The sequence below is a fragment of the Eubacterium sp. 1001713B170207_170306_E7 genome (genome assembly GCF_015547515.1).
GTDB lineage: Bacteria > Bacillota > Clostridia > Eubacteriales > Eubacteriaceae > Eubacterium.
Map to the genome: position 1 here is coordinate 311,691 of NZ_JADMVE010000005.1, position 19,934 is coordinate 331,624.

The 19,934-nt window shown below is 50.7% G+C and carries 22 protein-coding genes; 19 read left to right on the forward strand and 3 right to left on the reverse strand.

The window, feature by feature from the left end; translation table 11 throughout:
* Nucleotides 1–5 precede the first annotated feature (5 nt).
* From I2B62_RS14235 to I2B62_RS14300, 15 genes are all read left to right on the forward strand, one after another.
* The gene (locus tag I2B62_RS14235; protein WP_195269737.1) at nt 6–1,103 is read left to right on the forward strand and encodes an iron ABC transporter substrate-binding protein; all 1,098 of its coding nucleotides are present in this window, start codon (nt 6–8) and stop codon (nt 1,101–1,103) included.
* Nucleotides 1,104–1,108: 5 nt separating this feature from the next.
* Complete coding sequence (locus tag I2B62_RS14240) at nt 1,109–2,176, forward strand: iron ABC transporter permease (protein WP_195269738.1); 1,068 nt, start codon at nt 1,109–1,111, stop codon at nt 2,174–2,176.
* Nucleotides 2,173–2,925: an ABC transporter ATP-binding protein gene (locus I2B62_RS14245; RefSeq protein ID WP_195269739.1), complete on the forward strand. Its 753-nt coding sequence runs from the start codon at nt 2,173–2,175 to the stop codon at nt 2,923–2,925. Before I2B62_RS14240 ends, I2B62_RS14245 begins: the two co-directional genes overlap by 4 nt.
* 304 nt (nt 2,926–3,229) lie before the next feature.
* Complete coding sequence (locus I2B62_RS14250; protein ID WP_347707824.1) at nt 3,230–4,219, forward strand: ABC transporter permease; 990 nt, start codon at nt 3,230–3,232, stop codon at nt 4,217–4,219.
* Nucleotides 4,216–5,118, forward strand: a complete 903-nt coding sequence (locus I2B62_RS14255) for an ABC transporter permease (protein WP_195269740.1) — start codon at nt 4,216–4,218, stop codon at nt 5,116–5,118. Before I2B62_RS14250 ends, I2B62_RS14255 begins: the two co-directional genes overlap by 4 nt.
* 43 nt (nt 5,119–5,161) lie before the next feature.
* Nucleotides 5,162–6,718 (forward strand): ABC transporter substrate-binding protein, encoded by a 1,557-nt coding sequence (locus I2B62_RS14260; RefSeq protein WP_195269741.1) that lies wholly within the window; start codon nt 5,162–5,164, stop codon nt 6,716–6,718.
* A gap of 78 nt (nt 6,719–6,796) precedes the next feature.
* Nucleotides 6,797–7,834, forward strand: coding sequence for an ABC transporter ATP-binding protein (locus I2B62_RS14265; protein ID WP_195269742.1), 1,038 nt, complete (start codon nt 6,797–6,799; stop codon nt 7,832–7,834).
* On the forward strand, nt 7,831–8,724 hold the full coding sequence (locus tag I2B62_RS14270) for an ATP-binding cassette domain-containing protein (protein ID WP_195269743.1): 894 nt from the start codon (nt 7,831–7,833) through the stop codon (nt 8,722–8,724). Before I2B62_RS14265 ends, I2B62_RS14270 begins: the two co-directional genes overlap by 4 nt.
* 74 nt (nt 8,725–8,798) lie before the next feature.
* The gene (locus I2B62_RS14275; protein WP_195269744.1) at nt 8,799–9,314 is read left to right on the forward strand and encodes an N-acetyltransferase; all 516 of its coding nucleotides are present in this window, start codon (nt 8,799–8,801) and stop codon (nt 9,312–9,314) included.
* Between the two features lie 76 nt (nt 9,315–9,390).
* Entirely contained in the window at nt 9,391–10,341 is a 951-nt protein-coding gene (locus tag I2B62_RS14280; protein WP_195269745.1) for a 2-hydroxyacid dehydrogenase, read from the forward strand.
* Between the two features lie 270 nt (nt 10,342–10,611).
* Entirely contained in the window at nt 10,612–11,772 is a 1,161-nt protein-coding gene (locus I2B62_RS14285) for a uroporphyrinogen decarboxylase family protein (protein ID WP_195269746.1), read from the forward strand.
* Between the two features lie 18 nt (nt 11,773–11,790).
* Complete coding sequence (locus I2B62_RS20690; RefSeq protein ID WP_279354798.1) at nt 11,791–11,916, forward strand: hypothetical protein; 126 nt, start codon at nt 11,791–11,793, stop codon at nt 11,914–11,916.
* A 126-nt stretch (nt 11,917–12,042) separates the two neighbouring features.
* On the forward strand, nt 12,043–12,672 hold the full coding sequence (locus I2B62_RS14290; RefSeq protein WP_195269747.1) for a cobalamin-dependent protein: 630 nt from the start codon (nt 12,043–12,045) through the stop codon (nt 12,670–12,672).
* Between the two features lie 10 nt (nt 12,673–12,682).
* The gene (locus tag I2B62_RS14295) at nt 12,683–13,396 is read left to right on the forward strand and encodes a GntR family transcriptional regulator (protein WP_195269748.1); all 714 of its coding nucleotides are present in this window, start codon (nt 12,683–12,685) and stop codon (nt 13,394–13,396) included.
* 3 nt (nt 13,397–13,399) lie between these two features.
* Nucleotides 13,400–14,071 carry a GntR family transcriptional regulator gene (locus I2B62_RS14300; protein WP_195269749.1) on the forward strand — a complete coding sequence of 224 codons (672 nt, stop codon included), beginning with the start codon at nt 13,400–13,402 and terminating at the stop codon, nt 14,069–14,071.
* Nucleotides 14,072–14,233: 162 nt separating this feature from the next.
* Here the strand turns inward: I2B62_RS14300 and I2B62_RS14305 are convergent, their stop codons facing one another.
* A complete protein-coding gene (locus I2B62_RS14305) occupies nt 14,234–15,577 on the reverse strand; it encodes an MATE family efflux transporter (protein WP_195269750.1) in 1,344 nt (447 codons plus the stop codon).
* Between the two features lie 160 nt (nt 15,578–15,737).
* On the opposite strand from I2B62_RS14305, the gene I2B62_RS14310 reads away from it, so the two are divergent.
* Entirely contained in the window at nt 15,738–16,196 is a 459-nt protein-coding gene (locus I2B62_RS14310) for an Lrp/AsnC family transcriptional regulator (protein WP_195269751.1), read from the forward strand.
* 95 nt (nt 16,197–16,291) lie between these two features.
* A complete protein-coding gene (locus tag I2B62_RS14315) occupies nt 16,292–17,566 on the forward strand; it encodes a serpin family protein (RefSeq protein ID WP_195269752.1) in 1,275 nt (424 codons plus the stop codon).
* Between the two features lie 8 nt (nt 17,567–17,574).
* Here the strand turns inward: I2B62_RS14315 and I2B62_RS14320 are convergent, their stop codons facing one another.
* The gene (locus I2B62_RS14320) at nt 17,575–18,126 is read right to left on the reverse strand and encodes an XRE family transcriptional regulator (protein ID WP_195269753.1); all 552 of its coding nucleotides are present in this window, start codon (nt 18,124–18,126) and stop codon (nt 17,575–17,577) included.
* A gap of 156 nt (nt 18,127–18,282) precedes the next feature.
* On the opposite strand from I2B62_RS14320, the gene I2B62_RS14325 reads away from it, so the two are divergent.
* A complete protein-coding gene (locus tag I2B62_RS14325; RefSeq protein ID WP_195269754.1) occupies nt 18,283–18,978 on the forward strand; it encodes an AzlC family ABC transporter permease in 696 nt (231 codons plus the stop codon).
* Nucleotides 18,978–19,301 (forward strand): branched-chain amino acid transporter permease, encoded by a 324-nt coding sequence (locus I2B62_RS14330; protein WP_195269755.1) that lies wholly within the window; start codon nt 18,978–18,980, stop codon nt 19,299–19,301. Before I2B62_RS14325 ends, I2B62_RS14330 begins: the two co-directional genes overlap by 1 nt.
* A 28-nt stretch (nt 19,302–19,329) precedes the next feature.
* Here the strand turns inward: I2B62_RS14330 and I2B62_RS14335 are convergent, their stop codons facing one another.
* Nucleotides 19,330–19,896, reverse strand: a complete 567-nt coding sequence (locus tag I2B62_RS14335) for a DUF4256 domain-containing protein (protein ID WP_195269756.1) — start codon at nt 19,894–19,896, stop codon at nt 19,330–19,332.
* Nucleotides 19,897–19,934 lie beyond the last annotated feature (38 nt).

Consider the following 19,934-nt stretch of genomic DNA (forward strand, 5'->3'; position numbering starts at 1 on the left):
AAGCAATGAAAGTGAAAAAGAGACTGGGACAGGCAGTGGCCGCTGTTTTATTAACCGCCCTGCTTTTGGCGGGATGCAGCGGCGGAAACACCGAGAGCGGCGGCACAGCCAGCACACGTGAAATTACTGACGCGGCGGGACGCGTGGTCACCATCCCCGCCGAGGTTAAAAAGGTAGCGCCCCTTGGCGTGGGCGCGCTGCGTTATATTCTGTATGACGGCGGCGTGGACCAGCTGGCCGGTGTAGAGCAGAATGACCTGGACGTGCCGGTCACCAAGGCGGCCAGCTACGCGTATCAGGAAGACCTTAAGAAGCTGCCCGTCATTGGAGACAGCGGAACACCTTATGAGGAAGAGCTCATGAAAGCCGCGCCGGATGTGATCATTACCTCCAACGACGGCAAGGCCGCTGATGACCTGCAGACTAAAACCGGGATACCGGTTGTCACCATGCCGGTCACCGATAAGGTTTTTGACGATGAGATTTATGACGCGCTGAATCTGGTAGGCGACGTATTGGGAAAACAGGAGCGCAGCCAGGAAGTGGTCGGCTATATGAAATCAGTGGCTGAGGATTTGAAGAGCCGCACCAGGGATATTCCGCAGGACAAAATACCAACAGCCTACTGCGGCGCCGTGTCCTTCAAAGGAGCCCACGGCATTGAAGGGACTGAGGCGGGCTATCCGCCGTTTTCAGCGATCGGTATTACAAACGTAGCGGATGAAACCGGCAAGAAGGGCGCTTTTGACGTTGATCTCGAGCAGATTCTTAAATGGAATGCGGATTATCTGTTTTTAGACGCGGGTAATCTGAAGCTGGTCAATGACGATTACACGGTGAGACCGGATTTTTACAATGAACTGAGGGCAGTGCAGGACAAAAAGGTATATTCCCAGGTGGCCTACCGTTTTAACGGGACAAATACCGAGCTGGCTCTGGCGAACGCCTATTATGTGGGAACTGTGGTTTATCCGGAAGCCTTTGCGGATGTGGACATTACGAAAAAAACCGATGAGATCACAGAAAAGATGCTGGGCGTGCCCTACAGCCAGAAGCTTAAAGACGCCGGGCTTAATTTCAGACCAATCACACTGGGAGAATAATAAAGATGACCGGAGCGGAGAAAACAGAGCTTAAGGATTATCAGGCCCTTAAAAAGAGGAATATCATGGTTTTGGCGCTTTTAGGAATACTTCTGGCGCTGGCGATGCTGTTTTCACTGAGAGCAGGCTCCTCGGATTTAAACATGGGTGATATTCTAAGGGCGATCGGCGGACAGTCGACCAGGCAGAACAACATGGTCATGTGGAATATCCGGCTGCCGCGGATTATGACAGCGGTGCTGAGTGGTGTAGGTCTCGGCGTCACCGGAGCAGTGCTTCAGGGAATACTCAAGAACCCTCTGGCAGACACCACAACCCTGGGGATCTCGCAGGGCGCGGGCTTTGGCGCAGCCTTTGCCATCATCGTTCTGGGAGCTGGCGTGCAGGGCAGCACTGCGGCCAGCATGAGCTTTAATCATCCCTATCTCATTACCATCTGCGCCTTTGGCGGCAGCATCAGCGCTTCGGTTGTGATTCTGGTGCTCTCCCGTTTCCGCAGGATTACGCCGGAAGCCATGGTGCTCTGTGGCGTGGCGCTCAGCGCCATGTTTACCGGGGCAACGACGCTGCTCCAGTATTTTGCCGATGATGTCCAGCTGGCCTCTGTGGTTTTCTGGACTTTCGGCGATCTGGGGCGAACAGGCTGGAAAGAAGTACAGATCATCGCAATCGTGGTGCTCATCACCCTGATCTATTTTCTGCTTAACCGCTGGCATTACAACGCCATGGAGAGCGGTGAGCAGACAGCCGCCAGCCTTGGCGTCAATGTGGCCCGGTCCAGGATTATCAATATGCTGGTCTGCGCTTTGACCGCGGCGGTGATCGTATCCTTCATCGGGATTATTAATTTTATCGGGCTGGTTGCGCCGCACATTATGCGGCGGTTTTTAGGCAATAATTACTGCTGGCTGCTGCCAGCCTCAGCCATGGCCGGGGCGGTGCTGCTGCTCCTGGGCGACGTGCTGGCACGGGTGATCATCGCGCCGGTCATCTTACCCATCGGCGCCATCACCTCATTTCTCGGCGCGCCGCTGTTTCTGTATCTTTTATTCAAGGGAGGCACAAAACGATGATACAGGTCAGGGATCTTGTATTTGGTTATACACCCAACCGAAAAATTATTGATCAAATTTCATTTGATGTGGAGGACGGGCACTGTATTGCCATTCTCGGCAATAACGGGGCGGGAAAAAGCACAATGCTGAAATGCCTGAACCGCATCCTGTCGCCGGGCGGCGGGGTGGTTTGTGTGAATGGGCTGGAGATCACTGCCATGAAGCAGGGGGAGATTGCCCGGCACATGGCCTTTGTGGCGCAGCAGAATGACAACAGCCGGGTCACAGTGTTTGAGGCGGTGATGCTGGGCAGAATTCCCTTTATCAAATGGGGTGTCACCCGGGAGGACGAGGCTGTTGTATCCGGCGTGATCAGCCAGATGCACCTTGAAAAGTTCGCGGTCCGCTATCTGGACGAGCTGAGCGGCGGGGAGCTGCAGAAGGTGATGATCGCCCGGGCGCTGGCCCAGGAGCCTGAGGTTCTGCTGCTCGACGAGCCGACCAGCAGTCTGGATTTAAAAAACCAGCTGGAGGTGCTCGAACTGGTGCAGAAGATCTGCCATTCTAGAAACATCGCTGTGATTATCGTTATCCATGATTTGAATATGGCTCTGCGCTACTGCGACCGTTTTCTGTTTTTAAAGGACGGCAGTGTCCACGCTTACGGCGGGCAGGAGGTTATGACCTGCGAGTGTATCGGCGAGGTTTACCAGATGCCGGTGTGCATCGGCACCATTAACGGCTATAAAATGGTCGTGCCGGAATAAAGCCTGTACTGTCCCTCAGGGGAGTTTGTATAGAAGCCACAGCGCCAAAACACCAATATTTTTCTGAATCCTCTCAAATCCTTCTTGAAAATCCGGCGCTGTGGCAAATCAAGAGGACGTTTTCAAAAAAATAACCCTTGCCTGTATATACTTGTTGACACTGAATATTTTTCATGGTATATTAACCGTGCAAATCAATTAATAAAGATAACAGAGCCATGAAGGTTCGTTTTGCGCTGAAGGCGCGGACGGTTTTCATGGCTTTTTTGTTTGCTTTTTACGGAACGGGGGAGTGGGTATTGGAGTGCGATTAAGAAACAATCTGGTTTATTTTCTAAAAAAGATACTGCAGTTTGTTCTGGTAATCTTTTTGCTGTCGCTGATTGTGTTTTATATGGCGCGTCTGTCGCCGGGGGACCCGCTTCGGGCATACTACGGCGAGAGTGTTGAGCGCATGAGCGTTGAGCAGCAGGAGAAGGCCAGGGAAAAGCTGGGATTGAACGAGCCGATCTGGGCCCAGTACGGCATCTGGGTCGAGGACGCCTTTCATGGAGACTTTGGAATTTCCTTTAAGTACAAGCAGGATGTCATGGGCGTTATTGAGGGCGTCTGGGCGAACACGCTGATTTTAGGCGGATTGTCCTATATTCTGACATTTGCGCTGGCACTGCTTCTGGGCGTGTTCTGCGCCATGCATGAGGATTCGCCCGTGGACCGGGTGATCTGCAAGATCGGGACGATCACCAATTGTATTCCCTCCTTCTGGGTGGCCTTGGTTTTGATACTGGTGTTCAGCATCAATCTGGAGCTCCTGCCCTCCAGCGGGGCCTACGCCATGGGGCAGGCGGGCAGTATCGCGAGCCGCGCCGTCCACCTGATCCTCCCGCTGACGGTCATGGTTCTGGGGCATCTCTGGTACTATACATATATGGTGCGCAACCGGATGCTGGAGGAGATCCGCAAGGACTATGTGCTGCTCTGTAAGACAAAGGGAATGTCCTGGAAGCAGATTGTATGGCGGCATTGTCTGCGCAACATCATGCCGACCTTTATCAGTATTATGGCCATATCGGTTCCGCACATTATCGGCGGGACCTATGTGGTGGAAAAGGTCTTTTCTTATCCGGGGCTGGGAACACTGAGCTTTGAAAGCGCCAAGTACCACGACTACAACATGCTCATGGTGCTGTGTCTGCTCACCGGTATGGTGGTGGTGTTTTCAAACATGGTCGCCCAGATCATCAATGACAGGATTGACCCGCGCATGAAGCACGAAAGGGGTGAGCTGCTGTGAAAAAAAACGCTTTTGAGCTGGTTGGTCCAGACTACAGGCCGCTGGAGCAGTTGGCCGTACCATCTGCCAGAGGACGGCTGAAACGTCTTAAGGGCGTTCCCTTTATGGCCATTGGCCTGCTGGCGGCCATTGTTTTGGGCTGTGTGTTCTGTGAGGCGGTCATGAACCATGACCCCACTTACATGGACTTGGCCAACCGGGCGGCGCCGCCCGGCAGCCAGTTTTATTTTGGCACAGATATGATGGGCCGGGATGTTTTTTCCATGATCTGGTACGGCGGGCGCATTTCCCTGTTTATCGGTCTGGCGGCAACGGCGCTTTCCACGCTCATCGCTGTGGTCTATGGCAGCATCAGCGGCCTTTCAAACGAATGGATCGACGATGGAATGATGCGGCTCACGGAAATTATTTTGAGTATTCCGTCCATCCTGATCGTCATTTTTATCCAGGCCATCATCGGCCAGACTGGTCCCCTGACCATCGCCTTTGTCATCGGCATCACCAGCTGGATGAACATCTCAAAAATTGTGCGTAGCGAGGTCCGGCAGATCCGCAACGCGGATTATATTCTGGCGGCAAAAACCATGGACGGCGGTTTCTTCTACATTCTGCGCTGGCACCTGCTGCCAAACTTTGTATCGTCCATTATGTTCATGGTGGTCACAAATATCGGCGCAGCGATCGGCACAGAAGCGACGCTGAGCTTTTTGGGCATCGGGCTTCCCGTTGAGATTATTTCCTGGGGGAGTATGCTGTCAAACGCCGATCAGGCGCTTTTATCAAACGACTGGTGGATTATTCTGATACCGGGGCTTTTCCTGGTGGTGACACTGGTCTGCATTACGGATATCGGAAACTATATCCGCAAGCGTAACAACCGCGGTATGCGGGAAATTTAGTTTAAAACAGCAGAGGCTGTTATAAAAATAAAAGGAGAAAGAAATGAAAAAATTGAAAAGGCTGCTGGCTCTGGGCGTTGCCCTGGTGATGACAGCAGCAGTATTTGCAGGCTGCGGCAATAAGACAGCCGGCATAGACGCAAAGGATGGCAACACGCTGGTATACGGCAGCCAGGATTACACCGCGATCAACCCGGCGCTGTATGAGCACGGCGAAATCAACCTGCTTCTGTTCGCCGGCCTGACCGCCCACGATGAAAATGACAAGGTTGTTCCGGGAATGGCAGAGAGCTGGGACTGGAACGCCGCGGAGAGTGCCTACACCTTCCACATCCGGGATGGTATTACATGGCAGGACGGTGAGAAATTCACAGCGAAGGATGTCAAGTTTACACTGGAAGCCATCATGAATCCGGACAATGCTTCAGAAATCGCATCAAACTATGAGGACATCACGAAAATTGAAGTGCCGGACGATCAGACAGTCAAGATTTTCCTCAAAGCGCCCAACGTCGCAATGCTGGATTACCTGACCATCGGTATTCTGCCGGCGCACCTGCTGGAGGGCAAGGACCTGGCTACCAATGATTTTAACCGCAACCCCGTCGGCACCGGCCCTTACAAGCTTGTTTCCTGGGATGAAGGCCAGAGCATTACCATGGAAAAATTTGATGATTATTACGCAGGCGCCCCAAAAATCGGCAAAGTGATCTTCAAAATTGTCGGGGACACCAAAGCCCGCGCCATGCAGCTGAAATCCGGCGAGCTGGACATGGCGCAGGTACCGCCGAACGATGCCAAGCAGTTTGAAGGCAATGACGAATTTAAAATTTACGATATGGAAACAGCCGACTACCGCGGGATTCTGTATAATTTTAACAATGATCTGTTTAAAAACAACCGAGAGCTGCCAAACGCCCTGAGCTACGCCATTGACCGCCAGGCTATCATTGATTCGGTGCTGCTAGGGGAAGGGCAGCTGGCTTACTCGCCGCTTCAGGCAGGGCCTTACAACAACCCGGACATTGAAAAATTTGATTACAACCCGGCCAAAGCCCAGGAAATGCTGGAGGCAGCGGGCTGGAAAAAAGGCAGCGACGGCGTCTATGAAAAGAACGGAACCCGCCTGGCCTTCAAGATCAACATCGCAGAGGGCGATCAGGTGCGTGTGGACATTGCCAATGTCGCGGCGCAGAACCTGAAGGACATCGGTGTGGACGCGACGGTTTCTGTCAATGCCGAAACCGACTGGGCCGGACAGGAAACCTATCTCATCGGCTGGGGAAGCCCCTTTGATCCAGATGACCACACCTACAAGGTATTCGGGACAGACAAAGGCTCAAACTACAGCGGATACTCCAATCCGAAGGTAGATGACCTTCTTCAGAAAGCCCGTGAAACCGACAATGACGCGCAGAGAATGGAATACTACAAGGCTTTTCAGGAAGAGCTGACAAAGGATATGCCTTATACCTTCATCGCTTATGTGGACGCCATCTACGTTGCCAAGGCCAATATTCAGGGGATTACGCCAGACACCATTTTAGGCCATCACGGTGTCGGTATTTTCTGGAACATTGCGGACTGGACTTTGAATTAAATTGAACGCGGAGAATTGAGTCGCATGAAACAGCGGCGCAGTTCTCCTTTCTGCATTTTTCACGAAGAGGAGCATAAGATGACAACCTTACTGGATATTAAAAACCTGTCCGTCAATATCGACACAGATCAGGGCTGTGTCCACGCGGTGCGGGACGTGAGCCTGACGCTGAAGCCGGGTGAAACCCTGGCCATTGTGGGAGAATCGGGCTGCGGGAAGTCCGTGTTCTGCAAGAGCATTCTGGGGATTCTGCCGGTGCGGGCACGGGTGGCCGGCGGTGCAGTCCTCTTTAAGGGCAGGGAACTCACGGGCCTGCCGGAAAAAGCACTGGAGGCGGTTCGGGGAAAGGAGATCGCCATGATCTTTCAAGACCCTGTATCCTCCTTAAACCCGACGATGTCCATTGGCAGCCAGATTGTGGAGGCGGTCAGGGCACATCAAAAGCTCGATAAGGCAGAGGCCAGAAAGCTGGCCGTCTCGCTGATGGAGCAGGTGGGCATCGACATGGCTCAAAAGCGCTTTGACCAGTATCCCCACCAATTTTCAGGGGGCATGCTTCAGAGAAGTGTCATCGCCATGGCGCTGGCCTGCGGCCCGGATATTCTGATTGCCGACGAGCCGACAACCGCACTGGACGTCACCATCCAGTCCCAGATATTGAAACTGCTCAAGGAAATACAGAAACGGACAGGGGTGGCCATTCTGTTTATCACCCATGACCTGGGAGTGGTGGCTAGGATGGCTGACCGGGTGGCGGTGATGTATGCCGGCAGACTGGTGGAGCTCGGGACCGTTGATGATATTTTTTATGATCCGCGTCACCCCTATACCTGGGGACTGCTGTCATCGCTGCCGTCCACCGACGGCGATGAGGAAACCCTGAACCCCATCCCCGGCACGCCGCCGGATTTGATCAATCCGCCCAGGGGTGACGCCTTTGCGCCGCGCAACCCCTACGCGCTGGCCATCGACTATGAGGAAGCGCCCCCCATGTTTAAAATATCCGGGACACATTACGCTGCAACCTGGCTGCTCGACCCGCGGGCGCCCAGGATTGAGCCGCCGGTAAGCGTGGAAAACGGCCGGGTCATTAAGAGGCAGGAGGTTTTTGGATGAACGGGAAAAAGCTGGTAGAAGTCCGGGAGCTCAGAAAATATTACAGGCTGGATAAGCACACCACCGTCAGGGCAGTGGACGGCATTTCCTTTGATATTCTCAAAGGCGAAATCTTTGGCCTGGTGGGCGAGAGCGGCTCCGGAAAATCGACGACCGGCAGAGCGCTGATGCACCTTTTTGAGCTGACCGGCGGCTCCGTCTGTTTTGAGGGACTGGAAATTTCAGATAAATCGGTCTACCGGAAAAACCGCAGACGCATCACCGGGGAAATGCAGATGATTTTTCAGGATGCGGCGTCGGCTGTCAATACCCGTATGACCATCGGCGAGATCATTACCGAGCCTTTTAGAATACGCGGCGAAAAAGCTGATAAAAAGGAGCTTCGTGAAAAGGCAGCAGCGCTCATGGCACTCACGGGTCTCAGCAGCAGCGTGATGGACCGCTACCCATCGGAATTTTCCGGCGGGCAGCTCCAGAGGGCCTGCATCGCCCGGGCGCTGGCCCTGAACCCACAGCTCATCATCGCGGATGAACCCATCGCCTCTCTGGATGTGTCCATCCAGGCCCAGATCGTAAACCTCTTTAAAAAGCTGCAGGAGGAGCGTGGACTGACCTGTCTGTTTATTGCCCATGACCTGGCCATGGTGCGGTACATCAGTGACCGGATCGGGGTGATGCGCCATGGCAGGCTGGTAGAGCTGGCGCCGGGAAAGGAGCTGTTCAGCCACCCGGTGCACCCCTATACCCAAAGCCTCATTGAGGCCATTCCGGTTCCTGACCCCGGGATGGGGCAGCGGCAAAGCCATGCTGGGTACAGGCCAGAAAAAACCGAGGCACAGCCGGTATGGCACGAGGTGTCGCCGGGGCACTTCGCCTGTACCCCTGTGTAAAAACCTTAAATATAGTGAAATCGGGCGGAAATCCTGCTATAATGAGAAAAACCAAGCAGAGAAGGAGAACCGCCATGAAAATACGTCAGGCCGTCCCCGATGACCATCCCCTGATCTATGACCTGATCGAAACCGCCTTTGCGACAGCCCGGGTTGCCGACGGCACTGAACAGGATTTTGCAGAGAAGCTCTGGAACAGCGACGCCTATATACCAGAGCTGGACCTCGTCGCTGAGGAGGACGGGAATCTGGTGGGGCACGTTATGTTTACCAAAACCATCGTCGAGCAGGAAAACGGGTGCTTTGAAGCCCTGCTGCTGGCCCCGGTGTCTGTGCTGCGGTCTTTCCGGGATCAGGGCATTGGCGCGTCAATGATCCGCGCCGGACAGGAAAAAGCGCGGAATATGGGGTATAAAGCAGTCTTCCTGCTGGGCGATCCGGCCTATTACAGGCGATTTGGCTTTGGCCCGACCTTTCTTTATAATATCCGCTGTTCCCTTGATCTGCCGGAGGATCACCAGGAAAATATCATGGTGTGCGAGCTGCTCTCCGGCGCTTTGGAGGGTGTGAGCGGAATTGTCAGAATGTAAGTGGTCAGGCCATTGATTTTTACAGCTTTTAGGGGTACACTATGAGTAATAATTGATTCAGAAAGAAGGAAGTACCATGAACATTGTATTGTTAGAATCTCTGGCGGTTGACAGCGAAACGCTGGAGGCGCTGGTAAAGCCCCTGGCCGACGCGGGCCACAGCTTTAAAGCCTATGAACGAAACGACGATCCGGAAATTCAAATTCAGGAAGCCAGGGATGCAGACATCTTAATGATTGCCAATATGCCTTTAAAGGGTGAGGTTATTGAGGCCTGCGAGCACCTTAAATATATTGATGTTGCCTTTACCGGGGTAGACCACGTGGACCTGGAGGCCGCTAAAAGAAAAGGTGTGGCTGTCAGCAACGCCTCCGGCTATTCTAATGAGTCTGTCGCTGAGCTGGCCATCGAAATGATGCTTTCCCTGCTGCGCAATGTCCCGCAGATGGATGCCCGCGCCCGTGATGGGAAAACCAAGGACGGCCTGGTGGGCAGTGAGCTCAAGGGAAAAACCGTTGGGATTATCGGTACTGGAGCCATCGGAAGCCGTACCGCTGAGCTCTGCCATGCCTTCGGCTGTAATATCGTTGCTTACAATGGCTTTGGCAGCGGCAGGAACAAGCCGGATTATATCACCTATATGCCTTTAAAAGAAATGCTTGAGCAGTCTGATATTGTCACCCTGCATTGTCCGCTGACAGACCAGTCGCGGGGGATGATCAACGCGGAGACCATCGCTTATATGAAACCCACCGCCTATCTGATCAATGCCGCCAGAGGCCCGGTGGTCGATTCACAGGCACTGGCCGATGCGCTGAACAGCGGTAAAATCGCCGGAGCCGGCATCGACGTTCTGGAAATGGAACCCCCTTTCCCGGCAGAGCATCCGTTGCTCAAGGCAAAGCATACCATCATTACGCCGCATATTGCCTTTGCCAGCAAAGAGTCCATGAAAATCCGGGCAGATATTGTTTTTAAAAATATTGAAACCTGGATGGCAGGGAAGCAGCAGAATATTATTTTGTAAAAATAAAAACACCGGACCGTTGTTTTGCGGTTCGGTGTTTTTTTATTTCTGCGCCTTTGCAGCTCAGAAAACAGTAATATTCTATATTTAATTAAATCGTACAAACGATCTTTAGTCATAAATTTTCCATTTTCTTCAAATAAAATTTCATTTTTACAATTATCTTGACATTTTCGTAAAAACAATTTATAATGTATTTAATATTTAGTATCTACCAGTAGGAACTAAAAATTAAATACATTAGAATTATTTTGAAAGGGGACTCTCACAATGAGCAATCCACAAGAACAACTTAAGTTACGTCAAGAACGCGTCGCAAAAACTTTCAAACGCGAAATTCCGGATAAGGTGCCGATTTTCCTGGCTGCCGAAGCCTATTCGCCCTTTTACCTCGGCCTCAAACCCACCGATGTTACAGATTATGACAAAGCTATGGACATTTCAAAAAAGGTGGCTGCTGATTTGAATTACGATTGTACCTATTATCCCTACACACCGCAGAACCTGGTGCTTTCTCCTTGTATTGAAGCTTTGGGCGGCAGTGTTCACGTTGTCAATGAAGAATTTATCAAACAAATCAATCCTGAAAATGTGACGATTATGGAGCCCGAGGATTATCCTGGATTCATAAAAGATCCTTTCAACTACCTTCTTGAAGAAATCTATCCACGTCGTTACAAAACCCTGGCAGGCAACGATGACGAAGAAAAATACCAGAAAATCGTCGGTATGATGAAGAGCAATATGACCTACGGCGCCTATTGTGCAAAATTTGAAGAAGAAGCTGGAATTGTTGTTCTCCAGGATGCCCAGCTTTACTTTAATCCTGTAGACATCATTTTTGACTTGCTGCGTGATTTCCGCGGTATCGTACGGGACATTAAAAAGCGTCCGGAAGAAGTACGGGATGCGGGTTTAGCCATGGTTGACGGTATTCTTAAATACGCAGCCACAAAAAAGGTTCTGCCTCATAAAGCCTTCTTCTGCCCCATGCACCTCCCTACCTTCCTGACACCAAAAGATTTTGAAAAAGTTTACTGGCCTTCCTTCAAAAAACTTACTGAAGGTATCGTTGCCATGGGTCACAACATTCTCTTTGAATTTGAAGTAGATTACGGCCATCTTTTTGAATTTCTCCAAGAATTACCAAAGACCAATATCGCGGGCATCTTCGAAATGAAGGACTTAAAACTTGTCAAAGAAAAACTTGGCAACACCATGTCCATCGTTGGCGGCCTTGATACCAACACCCTCTACCACGGCACCGAACAGGATTGTATCGACATGGTTAAAAAACTCATCGACGATCTGGCGCCCGGCGGCGGTTATATGCTTGGACCATCCACTCCGCTGACTTTCCCTATCGACGCCAAGAAAGAAAATTTAAAAGCTGCCCTCGATTTTGCCAACGAATACGGCATTTATAAATAAACAAGGAGATTAATTAATATGGAAGAAAAAACATTAAACCGTCCTGTCATTGAACGTGTTGCCACTGAATTTCTGGGTCTCACTGATCCGGATGATATCGAAGCTTTTGTCAATGAATTTGTTTATACGATCCTCATGGCCTAAATGAAAATTTTTGTAACTGGTAAAGCAAAATTTTCTGTGATATAATTAAAAACATACTCAAAAGGGGTAAGGCTGGTCACTGGCTTTACCCCTTTCAATCATACAGAACTTTTTGGAGGCACCCTTATGCAAGATCCACTCATCGACGCCATCATTGCCCTCAATGACAAAAAAACTCTGGAAATCGTCTGCTTTCTTCGCAGTGAAGGCGTATCACCCATCGAAATTATCGAACGCATCCAAGAGGGGATCGTCCAAGTGGGCGAGTTATACCAGCAAAAGCATTACTACTTGGCTGATCTCATCATGGCTGGACTGATTTTTAAAGATGTCCTTAAGCTTAAAGAGATGAAGACCAGTTCCGGTGGCACCACTCTCTCAAAAAGGTATACGATCCTGTTGGGCACTGTCAAAAACGATATGCACGACATTGGCAAGGAGCTTTTTATGGATTTAGCTCAGTCTTCAGGCTTTCATGTCATCGATTTGGGCGTCGACGTTGCACCGGAGGTATTTTTAAACCAATATTGCCAAACCCAAGCTGACATCATCGCCCTCAGCGGTATTCTCACCCAATCTATCCAGCAGATGAGCGCTGTCATCCGCCTTTTTGAAAAAAGCGGTGAACGTAGTCGGGTGAAGTTTCTTATCGGCGGGTACCCCGTCACGGCGGATGCCTGTACCTATACAGGTGCAGACGCCTTTGCCGCAGACATCAAACAGGGTGTGGAAATTTGCCAGTCATGGTGCATTTAGGTGGTTTAATATGGAAACGCTGCATAATCAAATTTATTTAAAACTTCGGGATGCCATTGAAAGCGGAGCCTTTATGGTGGGCGAGATGCTTCCCTCGGAAAACTCCCTTGGCAAGCAGTTTCAAACCGCCCGGGTGACGGTCCGCAAAGCTCTCATCCGCCTGGCCGATGAGGGCTACATCTACGCAGTTCCCAGCAAAGGATACTTTGTCAACCAAAAACGGCGCAACCTTTATGCCTGGACCTACGACGAAAAAAATCTTTTTAAAATGAAAATTACCAGCGGAAAGCTGGTTTCTGTGGATTTGATCTTGCCCAACGTGGATATCTCCTACAATTTGAGGGTTCCCGGCGATCGCTATGTGGTGGCCATCAAGCGCCTGTTTTATTCCGGGGAAACCTGTGTAGCTTACGAGGAAAACTTTTTCCCCTACTTTAGCGGTATGGTCATCGATGAAGACACCCTCCAAAGCGCTGTTCTTACGGATATCCTGGGTCAGAACACGGCGTTATACGATATTTCTAAAAAAATCACCTGTGGTGTTACGGAAACCGGTCCACCAGAGGTTTCAGATCTCAATCTCCCGGAAAATACGCCTGTTTGCCTTATTGAAACCTTTATCAACGATGACGAGGATGAGCCGCTGGCCTGGTCGCTCCGGTACTTTGCCATCACGTCATTGCAGATGCACTGTGAATTATCCATGGAAAGTTTGCGGAGGTAAAAGATGGAACAGCCCCTCTACAGAAAATTGGTCAACGACATCAAACATAAAATCCAAACCCAAGTCTACCGTCCCGGCGACAAGCTGCCCTCTGAGATCACCCTCATGGCCGATTACCAGGTGAGCAAATCGACGCTGCGCAAGGCCCTCAAAACGCTTTGTGATGAGTCTTACCTTAAAAATGTTTATCGGGTTGGTTATTTTATCAGCCGTCCTGAAAAAAATGACTACCTTCTCCATTTTGACGAGGTGGATTACGACATTCGTTTTAACGAAAGAAAACTGCTGTCCCAGACCTTCGTATCGATGGCGGAAAGTCCGGCCCCCTGGGCCTTTAACTGTGAGTATTTGTATTTTTCTTCGGGAATTCCCGCCGCCTTCCAATGCAGCAGCTTCTTTTTAAGAAAAAAACCCCGGCACGCGCCTTCTGAGAGCAATAACCAACGTATTGTGAAGCTTTTCGCCGATTCTGTTTTTCTCCATAACGTGGAAAAAAAATTATACATCGAAGGGCGAAGGGCCCCGGCTTTTATCACTTCTCATTTGCGTCTGCCACAAAACAGCATTCTCATTTGTACCCGTCACGCCTACACCAACCGCAAGGGAAGCCTTATTGCCAGCAGTGAAACCTGGTATCGTTCCACCTATTTCAATTTTAGCGCTAACGCAAAATAGGGAACTGCCGCAAAAGTAGAAAAATAATCTACTGGAACGGGAGCTCCCTTTTTATGCTTCAAAATAAAAAGCTGGTAAAAAACGATACACCAACTCTGCTTCATCAAATAGTGCACTGTCTTGAGAGTGCCGGAGAATGCTTAATATTCTTCAGGATAAACTTTATTGGCATTTTGGCATGAGCCGCCTGTGCCGGAATCGCCAGTAGAGCAGTCCGGTAATGTCGGCTAAAAACCAGCCGATGGGAATCGCCCACCAGATACCCAGGAGGCCAATGGCGGGAAGCGGAGCCAGAAGGTAGGCCAGCGCTACCCGTGTGCCGAGGGAGATTACTGTCAGCACCACGGAGATGCCGGGGCGGCCAATGCCGCGGTACAGGCCGTAGAGCAGGAAAAGACAGCCGATGCCGCAGTAGCAGGCGCCTTCGATTTTAAGATAGCCGGTGCCGATGGCGATGATTTCGGCTTCCTCTGGCCTGACAAAAATCAGCATCAGAGCGCTGCCGAAAAAGAAAACAATGACAGAGATAAAAATGCAGAACACCAGGGCCGCCAGTATTGCACAGCGGATACCCTTCTGGATACGGTCGGCCTTTCCGGCGCCGTAATTCTGGGCAATATAGGTTGAAAAGGCATTGCCGAAATCTTGTACCGGCATGTAGGCAAAGGAGTCGATTTTTACCGCGGCGGCAAAGGCCGCCATGACCGGTACGCCAAAGCTGTTAACCAGTCCCTGGATCATGAGAATGCCAAAATTCATGATGGACTGCTGGACACAGGTGAGCAGAGAGTACTGTACCACATCCTGCACAATGGCACGGTTGAACCGCAGGTGCGTACGGTTCAGGCGGAGCAGCGGAATTTTCAAGAAGCTGTAGACACCGATGGAGGCCGCTGAGACGCCCTGGGCCGTTATGGTCGCCAGCGCCGCGCCGGAACCCCCCATATTAAAGCGCAGGATCAGAACAAGATCAAGCACAATGTTTAAAATTGCCGAGACAGCCAGAAAGACCAGCGGCACCACAGAGTTGCCAATGCCCCGGAGCAGCGAGGCGAAATAATTGTAGATAAAGGTAAAGCCAATGCCGCCGAAGATGATGAGCAGGTAGGCGCGGGTATCCTCCAGAATGGCGGCGGGAATCTGCAGTGCCCCCAGCAGCGGGTCGATAAGGGCAAAGGCCAGAGCATTGATGACAAGGGTAACGGCAGCGATGAACACAAAAGCGATAAAGAAGCTGGTTTTCAGATCATTCTCACGCTTTGCGCCGTAGAGCATGGAAAAAACAACGCTGCTGCCCATGCAAAGGCCAAGAATAATGGAGGTTAAAAAGACCATGAGGGTAAAGGAGGAGCCTACCGCCGCCAGCGGCCCCGCGCCGAGAAATTGGCCGACGATGAGCGTATCCGCCACATTATAAAGCTGCTGGAGCAGGTTGCCGAGAATCATGGGACCGGCGAATAAAAGCATCCCCTTGGTGACGCTTCCGGTGGTGAGGTCTCTTTGCATAATAAAATATCCTTTCGATTCGGAATATAAAACTTACTATTTGTAGATATTATATTTCTTTAACAGCAAAAAGTCAAAGAAAAACTTTCGGAAAGAAAGCCTTGCCTTTTGCTGTGAAACGCGGTAAGATAAAATAAACTGTTCAAAAAGGAGAAGCATCATGTTTTTAAGCGGATTAGATGAAACAGACCAGCAGATTGTGAATCTGCTCATTAAGAACGCGCGCATGTCCTATTCAGATATCGGTGAAGCGGTTGGTCTGTCCCGGGTGGCCGTTAAGGCCAGAATCAGTGCCCTTGAGGAGCGGGGAATCATTGAGGAATACACAACGATCATCAATCCTCAGAAGATCAGCGGGGCCATCTCCTGTTATTTTGAGCTCGAAATGGAGCCCTCCAGGTTTACAGAGGTGGTGGCGCTTCTGGATCAAAATGATCTGGTCACCCAGATTTACCAGGTGTCGGGCAAAAGCAAGCTCCACGTCCATGCGGTCGCCGCAGGCAACGAGGAGATGGATGATTTTTTGAGTCGCGTGATCTACGCCCTGCCGGGTATCCGGGAGATGAGCTGTAATGTTATTTTGTCACGGATTAAGGATATAAAGGGGCTGCGCCTGTAGCCCGAAGCAGATGACCTGAAAGAAGGGGATCTGCTTTTTTTATTGGCAGTAATCATGTATAATGAGCAAAAGGCTTTACGCAAAGGAGAAGTAAAATGAAAAAAAGAATCGCCCTTATTCTTGCTGTCGTGATGGCGCTGGGAATGTTTACCGCCTGTACGGAAAAGGAAAAAACAGAAGCGGGAGAGACAAGGCCGAGCGCTGTGCCGACGCCTGCCCCCACGCCCGCGCCTGTGCCGGATATTCTGATCAACAGCGGCAGCGGATACAGCCATTTCGCCGCTGAGCTTTACGCCAAAACTGCCGAAGCGGAGGAGGATAATCTTCTGATTTCACCGGCGTCGGCCTATCTCGCCCTGGCCATGACAGCCAACGGCTCAGACGCAGCGACACAGGCGGCTTTTGAGCAGGTGCTCGGCATGCCGGTAGAACAGTTGAACACCGCCTGTGCGCAGTTGATTCCAAAGCTCAGGATGCAATCTGAAGACGGGGGAAGGGTGGATATCGCCAACGCCATATGGCTCGATGAGAGCTTTTCAGCCAAGGAGCCGTTTGTCAGTATTGTCAGGGAAAATTATGAAGCGGAAATATTTGAAGCGGTGCTGAGCGAGTCTGCGGATGATATTAACGGCTGGGTATCGGAGAAAACCAACGGGATGATTCCGCAGATGCTGGATGAAGCGCCCGAAAGCGACAAGGCCATGCTTTTGTTCAACGCGCTGTATTTTAACGGCGTGTGGGACAGGCCGTTTGAGGAAAGCAGCACCGGAGAGAGAACCTTCTACAGAGAGAACGGCACAACAGTGACGGTTCCCTTTATGAACAGTTATAAGGATCGGACGCAGTATATTAAGACAGAGAATGCCGAGGGCATAAAGCTGTCTTACAATGGCGGCAAGCAATCCTTTGTCGCGCTTCGGCCAACTGACGGCCAGCATATCCATGATTTTGCCGCTGCCTTTGAGAAGGACACGCTCAATAATGCTCTGGCTACATCCGAATCGCGGGTGGTGAACCTGTACATGCCGAAATTTGAGCAGAATGATCAGCTTGACATGAACGATCTGCTCACAGATATGGGACTCGATATAATTTTTGATAAGAATCAGGCGGACTTCTCTAAAATGGGGACAACGAACGGTTTTCCGCTGTTTGTGTCAAAGGTCCTCCAGAAATCGGCTGTCAAGGTGGACGAAAGCGGAACAGAAGCCGCCGCGGCCACAGAGGTGGAAATGGAAATGGCCGCGCTGCCGATGGAAGATCAGAAGGGGCCTGTAGAGCTGGTTCTGGATTCACCCTATGCTTATTTTATCATGGATAATGAAAGCGGCATTCCGCTTTTCATGGGCATTATGAGTGATCCCTCATAGTGTGAAAGCTAATGGGGATAATAGTTAATGACCATAAATCTTAAAAGCGTGTCCTGCCGGTTGATATAGGTGTGGCTGATGGAGGAGTCAAAAACCATGGAATCTCCCTCCTGCAGCGTGTAATCGCCGCTTTCGGTGTCAAGGACAAGCTCGCCATTGATAATGTAAATATATTCCTGGGCCTTTTCGGAATGCCCGATGGATTTGTTGGAGGCCCCGGCGTCCAGCTCCACGTAAAACAGCTCAAAGTTTCGTACCGGGGTGGTTTTATAATAACAGTAGACACGGTACGCGCCGGTTTCTCCGGTCTGGGCCTCGGGCTCGGATCTTCGGATCACCGCGGCCTCTTTTTCAACGCCTTCGATCAGCCTTGTGTACGGTACCTTCAGCCCGTTGGCGATTTTCCAGATGGTGTTGATGGTAGGGTTGCTGCTGCCCTTTTCAATATCTGAGAGCATGGCTTTGCTGATACCCGATTCTTTTGAGAGCTGGCCAAGGCTTAAATTGCGCTCATTTCGCAGCTCTCTGAGATTAAATGCAATGATTTTGCCTAATTCCATAGAATTCTCCTTTTTGATTTGACAAATATATTGGACGATCGTATAATATAAAGGACGATTGACGGATATACCGAACGATTGTAAGCTATGCTGACAATGCTATTGTATTCAATTTTTCACGGAAAATCAAGGATAAATAAAAGGAGGTATTGATGGATGAGGATAAAGGCACTGAGGGCGTCCCTGCCGTTTACCATACCGATTTGTGTGGGGTTTTTGTTTCTGGGAATGTCCTATGGGCTTCTGATGAGGAGCATGGGTTTTTCATTCATTTATCCAACGCTCATGAGCCTGTTTATTTTTGCGGGCTCCATGGAATTTGTCACGGTTAATCTGCTGCTGTCAGCTTTTAATCCGCTTTATGCCTTTTTCCTGACGCTTATGGTAAACGCCAGACATCTGTTTTACGGCCTATCCATGCTGGAAAAATATAAGAACTGCGGCTGGAAAAAACTCTATCTGATCTTTGGGATGTGCGATGAATCCTTTTCCATTAACTGCACAGTAACACCGCCGCCGGGAATTGACCGCGGCTGGTTCATGTTTTTTGTGACCCTGCTCAACCATATTTACTGGGTGTCAGGCGCAATGCTGGGCAGCCTTCTGGGCTACATCATCCGCTTTGATACGGAAGGGATCGAGTTTGTCATGACGGCGCTGTTTGTGGTTATGCTCATCAACCAGTGGGAGGAAACCGACAATCATCAGCCCGCCCTTGTCGGGATTGGCTGTTCGCTGGTCTGCCTGCTTTTCTTCGGCAGCCAGAGCTTTATGCTGCCGTCAATGGCGGCCATTATTCTCTGCTTTTCATTAAGCCGGGAGAGAAGAAAAAGAAAAAAGGAGGCCCTGTGATGACCACCGCGCAAAGTATCATCACGATTCTGGTCGTTGTATTCGGGACTGTATTAACCCGTGCGGTGCCGTTTCTGGTTTTTCCTGACGGCAAGACTCCGCCGGCCTATATCCGGTATCTGGGAACCGTGCTTCCCTACGCGGTGATCGGCCTGCTGGTCGTCTACTGTCTCAAGGATGCCTTTGGCAGCAGCTTCCACGGCCTTCCTGAGCTGATCGCCATCCTCTGCATTGCAGCGCTTCACAAATGGAAGAAAAATACTCTTTTGAGCATTGGCGCCGGAACCGTCATTTATATGCTTCTGGTGCAGACTTTATTTTAGAAGCTATTCACGGCACTGGGGCGGTGCGCTATACGGTTAGCCGTCCCCGGAAGCCCCTGGCTGCATAATAGGATTCTGCGCCGTTATGGTAAACAAAAACATGGTCATAACGCCTGTCGCAGAACAGAGCGCCGCCGCGCTTTCTTATTTCCGCCGGTGTCAGAATCCAGCTGGAGGTTTTAGTGTCAAATGCGCCTTTCTGCTGTAATGCGGCGTACTGCGCTTCTGTCAGCAGCTCAATACCCATGGCGGCCGCGGCTGCCACGGCGCTGTCGGCCGGCTTATTTGCCTTTCTGCTCTCCAGCGCCTCCTGATCATAGCAGAGCTTTCTGCGGCCGGCCGGGCTTTCTTCTGAGCAGTCATAAAAAATGTAGCGGCCGGTTTCGTGGTCGTAGCCGAGGACATCCGGCTCGCCGCCGGTTTCCTCCATGGCATTGAGGGACCACAGCTTTTCCGGATGTTCTTCCAGCTTTATGCGCAGCTTTTCCCATTCAAGATTTTTGTGGCGGTCCATATTTTTTATGAAACGTTCCTGTAATATATTAAAAAGTTTTTTGGCCTGTTCAGGCGTAAGCGTCTTTTTAAGATGTGTCATTGTGTACACCTCCTGGTTAATATTTTGTGTTTATACCT